Source organism: Flavobacterium sp. GW821-FHT11G01 (assembly GCF_058808175.1).
The window spans coordinates 110068-118320 of the sequence record NZ_JBXARK010000014.1; the positions used below are offsets into that span (position 1 = coordinate 110068).

At 32.8% G+C, this 8253-nt stretch carries 5 protein-coding genes; all 5 read left to right on the forward strand.

Annotated elements, in window-relative coordinates; all coding sequences use genetic code 11:
* Positions 1-7 precede the first annotated feature (7 nt).
* The 5 genes from AC1RRN_RS20615 (at position 8) to AC1RRN_RS20635 (ending at position 7955) form a co-directional block, all read left to right on the forward strand.
* Complete coding sequence (locus tag AC1RRN_RS20615) at positions 8-3616, forward strand: DUF6443 domain-containing protein (RefSeq protein WP_492969105.1); 3609 nt, start codon at positions 8-10, stop codon at positions 3614-3616.
* Between the two features lie 11 nt (positions 3617-3627).
* The gene (locus AC1RRN_RS20620) at positions 3628-4113 is read left to right on the forward strand and encodes a hypothetical protein (protein WP_492969106.1); all 486 of its coding nucleotides are present in this window, start codon (positions 3628-3630) and stop codon (positions 4111-4113) included.
* A gap of 361 nt (positions 4114-4474) precedes the next feature.
* Entirely contained in the window at positions 4475-5707 is a 1233-nt protein-coding gene (locus AC1RRN_RS20625) for a hypothetical protein (protein ID WP_492969107.1), read from the forward strand.
* 14 nt (positions 5708-5721) lie between these two features.
* The gene (locus tag AC1RRN_RS20630) at positions 5722-6732 is read left to right on the forward strand and encodes an NHL repeat-containing protein (protein WP_492969108.1); all 1011 of its coding nucleotides are present in this window, start codon (positions 5722-5724) and stop codon (positions 6730-6732) included.
* Positions 6733-6935: 203 nt separating this feature from the next.
* On the forward strand, positions 6936-7955 hold the full coding sequence (locus AC1RRN_RS20635; RefSeq protein WP_492969109.1) for a proline-specific peptidase family protein: 1020 nt from the start codon (positions 6936-6938) through the stop codon (positions 7953-7955).
* Positions 7956-8253: the final 298 nt, after the last annotated feature.

The window sequence follows — 8253 nt, forward strand, 5'->3', positions numbered from 1 at the left end:
TAGCACGATGAAAAATATATTAAAACATATCGCTTTATTATTGGTTTTTATATCATCAAAAGCAATAGCACAGACACCTGACAATATAATTAAAACCGATTATACCGTTACAGGTACTGAAACCCTGCTTGCTACGCAAAGCATTGTTCTGAAACCAACAACGTGGATTAAATCTGGAAGTACATTTTTAGCAACTGTTAATTCAGATGCTTACATTCCATTAAATTTCAGCAATGAAAATTACATTTATACCCGAAAATTTCAGACTGCCATGACAAGCACTGCCGGAATTTCGAGCAATAGTGATGTAGCTGAATCCATCAGCTATTTTGATGGCCTTGGCAGACCAATGCAAAACATTGCCATAAAAGCATCACCTTCCAAACAGGATATTGCAACCCATATTGGCTATGATGGTTTTGGCAGGCAGGACAAGGATTATCTTCCCTATCTGGCTTCAGTAGGCGCAGTGGCTTCTTATAGAACTGGTGCAGATGTCAGCACTAATAGTTATTATATTTCAAACTATGCTGCAGATATTAACAGTGGCGCTCCCAACCCGTTTTCTCAAAAAAAGTTTGAAGATTCTCCTTTAAACCGTGTGCTTTTGCAAGGCGCTCCTGGGAGTGCCTGGGCAGTGAACTCTGGACATGAAGTAAAAATGGACTATCTGGCCAATATTGCCGCAGACAATGTTAAACTTTTTACTGCTTCAACAACATGGAATGCATCATCTGGAATTTACGACATTGCCTTAGGAAACAGCGCAGGAAATATTTTTTATGGAGTAAACCAACTTTACAAAACAGTTGTAAAAAATGAGAACTGGACTTCTGGCACCAATAATACAACAGAAGAATTTAAAGATAAGGAAGGTCGGGTAGTACTTAAAAAAACTTACGGGATTTCAATTGTAAACCAAACTCCTATAAATACTGCACATGAAACCTATTACATTTACGATAGTTTTGGAAACTTGACTTATGTGCTTCCACCAAAAGCAGACGGTTCCATAACTACTTTAGTTCTGAATGATCTATGTTATCAGTATAAATACGACGACAAAAACCGTCTAGTGGAAAAAAAACTACCTGGAAAAGACTGGGAATATATTGTATATGATAAATTGGACAGACCAATCCTTTCTCAGGATGCTAATTTAAGAAGTTCCAACAAATGGATATTTACTAAATACGATGCCTTCAGCAGACCTATATATACGGGTGAATATATTAATGCCGCTCAGACTTCAAGGGCTGCTGTTCAGACTTTGGCAAATGGAACCAGTACCATATTTGAAAATAAACAAAGTACTGCAATAGCAATATACGGAACTAATGTAAACTATTCTAACAATGCTTTTCCAAATACAGGAATTGATTTGTTCACTATAAACTATTACGATGACTACAATAATGTAGATTTAGACGGTGGAAGTGCTGTTGTATCTTATGGAATCACTCCTATTACAAACGCAAAAGGGTTAAACACCTGTTCGAAAGTGCGTATATTAGGCACTTCAAATTGGACTACCAATGTTATTTATTATGATGCCAAAGGAAGACCTGTTTACAACTACAGCAAAAACAATTATCTGTCTGTTACTGCCAATATGAAAATAAAGCTTGATTTTGCGGGCAAAGTTATGGAAACTACAAGTACCAATCAAAAAGGAACTGATGCCCTGATAACACTAGTGGATGTTTATTTGTATGATCATACCGGACGTTTGTTAACTCAAAAACAAACAATCAATAATCTGCCTCAGGAAGTAATTACAAGTAATACATATGATAATCTAGGACAACTGGCTACCAAAGGTGTTGGAGGTAAAATAACACAGTCACGTCTTCAAAATATAGATTATAGCTACAACATACGTGGATGGCTAAAGAATATTAATGATGTAAATGCTGTAGGTAGCGATTTGTTTGCTTTCCAGATCAATTACAATACCCCAACTTCAGGAACTCCTCTTTTTAATGGAAATATCAGCCAAACATTTTGGAAAACGTCCAATATAGACAGTAGTTTAAAAAATTATACGTACACTTATGACGATTTAAATAGGTTGACGCAGGCTACAGATAACTCCGCTAGCAGTCCCGGAAGATACAATGAAGGGCTAACTTATGATAAAAACGGAAATATCATGAGTATTTTAAGATTAGGAAATACAAATCCAGCTGCGACCACATTCGGTACTATGGATAACTTGGCTTATACTTATGATGCGGGAAATAAGCTTACAAAAGTGGAAGACACGTCAGGAAGTACGGAAGGCTTTAGTAATGGCAGCAACATAGCTACAGAATACACTTATGACCTGAATGGAAATATGAAAACCGATGTCAACAAAGGCATATCTGAAATAACGTATAATCATTTAAACCTTCCGACATCTGTCTCTTTAGGTGGTGGTACTATCAATTATGTCTATGATGCAGCAGGTGTTAAGCAACGTAAAACAATAAGCACCGGGGGTAGTACAGATTATGCAGGACCATTTGTATATGAAAATAATACTTTAAAACAATTCTCTCATCCTGAAGGATATGTAGCTTATAGTGCCGGAATTTTTAATTATGTTTACCAATACAAAGATCACTTAGGCAACAGCCGTTTAAGTTACCAGGACAAGGATAATAATGGAGCAGTAAACAGCTCTGAAATCGTGCAGGAAAACAATTACTATGTCTTTGGATTGACTCTAAAAGGATATAATAGTGCTATAAATGGTGTAGATAATAAATATAAGTACAACGGTAAGGAACTCCAAGATGACAATATTTCTGGTAATCAGCTGAATTTATATGATTATGGAGCACGTAATTATGACCCGGCGCTGGGGCGTTGGATGAATATTGACCCACTGGCAGAAACATCTAGACGTTTTTCCCCTTATACTTATGCTCTTAATAATCCTGTTTATTTTATTGATCCTGACGGAATGGAAGCTAAAAATAGTTACGTGCATAATAGTCAGAATGTAAATGGAAGACATCAAACTTGGTCAGACAGACATTCTAGCACAGGTGCCAAAGATGATGATACTTATACAGTAGATAAAAATGGTCATGTAAATCGTGCTGATCAAAAGGTTTATAAAGATAAAAATGGTAAGGAATATGATGTCCTGATAGCTTTGGATGATAAAGGTAAGCGAACTTCCAAAACCATGAATGTAGACAAAAATATTATTAATGGAGAAATAGGAGGAGAAAAAGGACAGTCTAAATCTGTTAATTACAGATATTTTTTTGGAAGTAATAATGTTAATATTAAACAATTGTTCAATTTTCTTGCCTATAATACAAATGTTGAATGGTCTATAATAACATCTTCAAAAGAATCATATATAGCAACTAGTTCAATGACGGATACTGAATTTGGTGGAGTTGACTTATTAACTAGTTTTTTAAAAGAAAATGGCACTATTAAATATACATTCACACATAGTCACCCAAATGGCTCTTCACTAACGCCTTCAGGTGTTGATGGAAAAAGCAATGCTCATGGAGGGAATGATATTAAAATGAAAACTTGGTTTGATAAATGGTATCCAGGACGTGTTACAAATTACATTTACAATATGGGTACTACAGTAAAATTTTAATAATGATGAAAATGAAAAAATTAACATTTAGAACTATCATTTTAATGGTTATAATAATAGTAGGCAGCTGTGATTCTAGTTACAAGAATATTTCTTATACTGAGTTGCTAAATTTGGAGAGTACTCATTATATAAAAGATTCTAATTTAGAAAAATCGCTTAGTGAGGTATTAATAGATAGTATAAATTATAGTAAGTATAATTTTCCAATTTTATTGGTAATTATTAAAAAAATGTCTAATAAAGATGAATTATGTATTTCAAAAACCGATTATGATATTTTTAAAAGCAACCGACCAGATACATTTAACAAGTTCATCGGTTACTCCAAATTTGAAGAAATTCCAGTACTTTTATTTGGCGATAACAATAATGCTATCATTAAAAACGAAAATGCTGATTTTCATGATGTTTTAGGTAAGATGCCTGAATATGGACGTGATAATCCACCTATAATTTTTGAACCGAGGATGAAATGTTATGAAGAGAAACTATAGAATATCTCTGTAATAATAAAATAATTTGCAGTAGGGCATATCAAAATTAATTAAATCCCCTGCTGGCGGGAGCGTCCCACTCGTGAACAAGACATCTAAAATAAAAAAGCCATTCCATAAACAGAGTGGCTTTTGCTTTTATAGTACAAAAAGCATCAATAAAATTCTTAAAATCATAGTTCTAATATTTAAACATTCAAAGCTTTATTGATACGAATAAACTTACCAAAACTATATTGTTGTCTAAATCATACTTGTTTTTTAAAACTTTCAACCAATTTTTTATTTAACAAAATTTTTATGACATTTGTTTTTGTTTAAAATATTTCTTTTAAAATTAAATTAAATTAAATTAACCTACATGATTAAGAATGCCCAAAATTGGCTGTTTAGTATTTTGCTATTAGCAAATGTCTTCTTTTTTACCAGCTGTGAAGATGAAAATAATGATAAAAACTACAAACCAAATTATTCAACAAGTATTGATGCTACGAATTTACCAGCTGGAAACAAACCAATGACAATGTTTGAAGATGCAGAAAGTTCTTCAAAAATGTATAATAAAAACGATCGTTGGTTTAGAGTAAACGAACCATTACAAATTATACAAAAAGGAAAAGATTCAGTTCAAATCTCATTGTATTCTCCAGTCGGGCTTACAGATGTAAAAATCTATGCCAAACTACCCAACTACGATAAGCGATTTGTAATTTACAGCTTTTCAAAAATCCCTGCCTTTCATCGTTCCTTCCATCAAATTCCTTTAACTGCAGCAAAAAATGATTACTTATCTGAAACAGGAAGTCCTGTTACGATAGATAAAATTGAAGGATTTTCTTCGGGTGGTATCGAATTTTCAGTTGAATCAAGCGATCCTTTATTTGCAAAATTTAAAAAAATAAAGTCTTCACGCTTGGTTCAGTTTAGCGATTCTTACCATCTGAACGAACCTGGTAAATATTTACCAATGAATCCCGTTTTAGCTAAAGAAGCCATCACCATGATTCTCAATTTTTCATATGCTATTAGTCATCCATTGTACTACGATACATTTATCAATTTTGACAGATACAAAAAAGAACAGGCCGCAACAGCGGGAACTGGTATAAATGGGGCAATCAATTGGCATGGGAATGTTGATGATGTCGATGGAGTTTATGATTATTTAACCAAAACTCAAATCGAACAGGTTTATACAACCTATATTGATAAGCGATCACTTTATATAGCAATGGTTGGTGGAGATTCTGCCTGGGGCGGAGGTCCTTTAGCTTCTCAATGGGAATCTGGTTATGTTACCGGACATTGGAAAGGAGAGATGTCTGTTTGGTCACATGAATATTCTCATCACAGTGGTTACAGTCACAGCAGTAATTTAGCTAATAGTGGCGAAGGTGGCGGCCAACAAGAAATGTTAACTCATTTTTATAAATATCTGATATATCTAAACGATCTTCTATTTACAGATCCGGAGATACTCAAAACTTACACAAAAACAAACTATCTGACAAGTACCTATAAAAAGCCTGTTTTTGCAATCGATCAAAAAAATCCATTTTTAGTAAAATATAAAGGAGAAGGAAAATGGAACTAAAAAATAAAATCACCATGAATAAAATACCATTTATTCTATTATTACTTTGCCTTTTCACTAATTGTAGCAAAGATTCTGACGGAGAAAATAACGGCACAACTTATAATTATTATTATCCTACAGATGAGGCAGCAATTACAGCAAGCGAAATTGGAACCGGAACCGGATCATTTGATCCAAAAGGTATCACCGTTTCAAACAATAAATTATATATATGTAATGGTGATGTATTAGAAATTTTTGATGCTTCAACTTTAAAATATATCAAAACAATTTCGAGTTATACTAAGGGCACAACTATAATTCCACTTACTAAACTTTCTTCTGTTTGTATTGACAAAGGACGTATTTATTTAGGAAGTGTCGATTCAAGACTTTTTGTCTTTGATGAAACTACAAATACCGGAATTAGTACAGTAGGAAATGGTCAATGGTGGAATACCTTTGTACATGTTTTTGGAGTTGCTGTAAAAGACGGATTGATATTTGTGAAAGAAAAAGAAACATCGATTAAAGTTTTTGAAACATCACAAATTACCGAAACCAGTGACTGGAATTTAAATCCAATAGCCAAATTGAATACCCTAAATGGTTTTGACCAAATCTATTCTATGAATATAGAAACAGGAAATTTAGTTGTAGCAGGAAGAGATGCAAAAAGTTATTTGTATTACGATATTGCAAATATTAAGGCTAATGCAGTAAATTCACTTACAGAGCCAATAAAACCAACAATAGAACCTTTTTCTGATGCCAAACCTCTTGCTATTTCTTTTAGTGAAAATTGGACTATCGCAACAGAAACTGTTGGAAGTTTAAATTATTTACGTCTTTATCCTAAAGAAGAGTTTATGAATAAAAAATATACACCAAGAATAAATGCCAACGACATTATGGGAGTAAATCCATTTGGAACTGTTGTCAGTACCGCACTATTTAATGATCGAGTTTTTTTATCAGATAATACAAATAAAAAAATCAGAATCATTAAACTTAATCAGTCCACAATTACCGAGCAAAAGTAAATTAATCTTAAGTAAAAGAAATTAAGAGAAGGAATCAAATTCTACCAGTCATTAAAAGCCCGATATTATATCGGGCTTTTCTTTATAAGTATTTTATCCATCTTCGCCTCAAAATAGCACATTTGAAAATATAAACTATATCTAATTTAAATTCGTATTTTAGTTAAAAAAAATCAAAAGTATAACCCTTTTAATTTTAAAAAATGCGACCAATACTACTCTTAGCAACTATTCTTCTAGTCATTTCATGTAAAAAAGAAAATAACTCAGAAACACTCTCAGATTATTTTACTTATAATCAAAAAAATACTATTGAATCAGCTGGTGTGCAAATGATTCCAATCAAAACACCAGTAGGAAACTTCAAAGTCTGGACAAAAAGATTTGGAAACAATCCTAAAATAAAAATACTATTGTTGCATGGTGGCCCAGCCATGACACATGAGTATATGGAATGTTTTGAAACATTTTTTCAGCGTGAAGGCTTTGAATTTTATGAATATGATCAACTTGGTTCATATTACAGTGATCAGCCAAAAGACAGCACTTTATGGACAACTGAACGGTTTGTAGAAGAGGTAGAGCAAGTTCGAAAAGCTATTGGAGCAGATAATAATAATTTTTATGTCTTAGGAAATTCATGGGGAGGAATCCTGGCAATGGAATATGCATTAAAATATCAAAAAAACATGAAAGGCTTATTAGTTTCAAATATGGTAGCAAGTGCACCTGAATATGGCAAATACGCTGATGAAGTTCTGGCGAAACAAATGAAACCTGAAATTCTTGCAGAAATAAGAGCATTAGAATCTAAAAAAGATTTTACAAATCCACGCTATATGGAATTACTAATTCCTAATTTTTACAAAGAGCATTTATGCAGACTAAAAGAATGGCCAGATGGCTTAAATAGAGCTAGTAAGCATATGAATGGAGAGATTTACACTATGATGCAAGGCCCAAGCGAATTCGGAATAAGTGGTCGTCTAGCAAAATGGGATATAAAAAATCGTCTAAAAGAAATCTCAATTCCAACATTAATGATTGGTGCTAAATACGATACAATGGATCCTAAAGCGATGGAAGAACAAAGTAAATTAGTTCAAAAAGGACGTTTTTTATATTGTCCTAATGGAAGTCATTTAGCGATGTGGGATGATCAACAAGTATTTATGAAAGGAGTTATTCAGTTTATAAATGATGTTAATAATGAGAAATTTTAGTGCATAAATTTCATCGCATCTATTAATAAATCAATTAAACCTCTTTTATAAATACCTGATATTCAGTAAAAAAAATCATTCTCTAATAGAATCATTTAAACATTTTCCATTGGGATCGAACTCTTAGCACATCTTTTGCTTTTGAGAAGTTTAAGATGTTTCCAAACGATAGCGCTCACATCTTAATGCATTCTACAATAAAACCGAGGTTTTGTTTTCAGAAGAAATCCCAATTTTAAAACACAAACGGGTTTAAAACAAAAAACCCTATCCGATTAGGATAGGGTTTTTAAAAGAA

What these genes read in the sequence shown, in the direction of transcription:
- AC1RRN_RS20615 (WP_492969105.1), top strand. Translation starts at nt 8, where the DNA reads ATGAAAAATATATTAAAACATATCGCTTTATTATTGGTTTTTATATCA.
- AC1RRN_RS20620 (WP_492969106.1), top strand. Translation starts at nt 3,628, where the DNA reads ATGAAAAAATTAACATTTAGAACTATCATTTTAATGGTTATAATAATA.
- AC1RRN_RS20625 (WP_492969107.1), top strand. Translation starts at nt 4,475, where the DNA reads ATGATTAAGAATGCCCAAAATTGGCTGTTTAGTATTTTGCTATTAGCA.
- AC1RRN_RS20630 (WP_492969108.1), top strand. Translation starts at nt 5,722, where the DNA reads ATGAATAAAATACCATTTATTCTATTATTACTTTGCCTTTTCACTAAT.
- AC1RRN_RS20635 (WP_492969109.1), top strand. Translation starts at nt 6,936, where the DNA reads ATGCGACCAATACTACTCTTAGCAACTATTCTTCTAGTCATTTCATGT.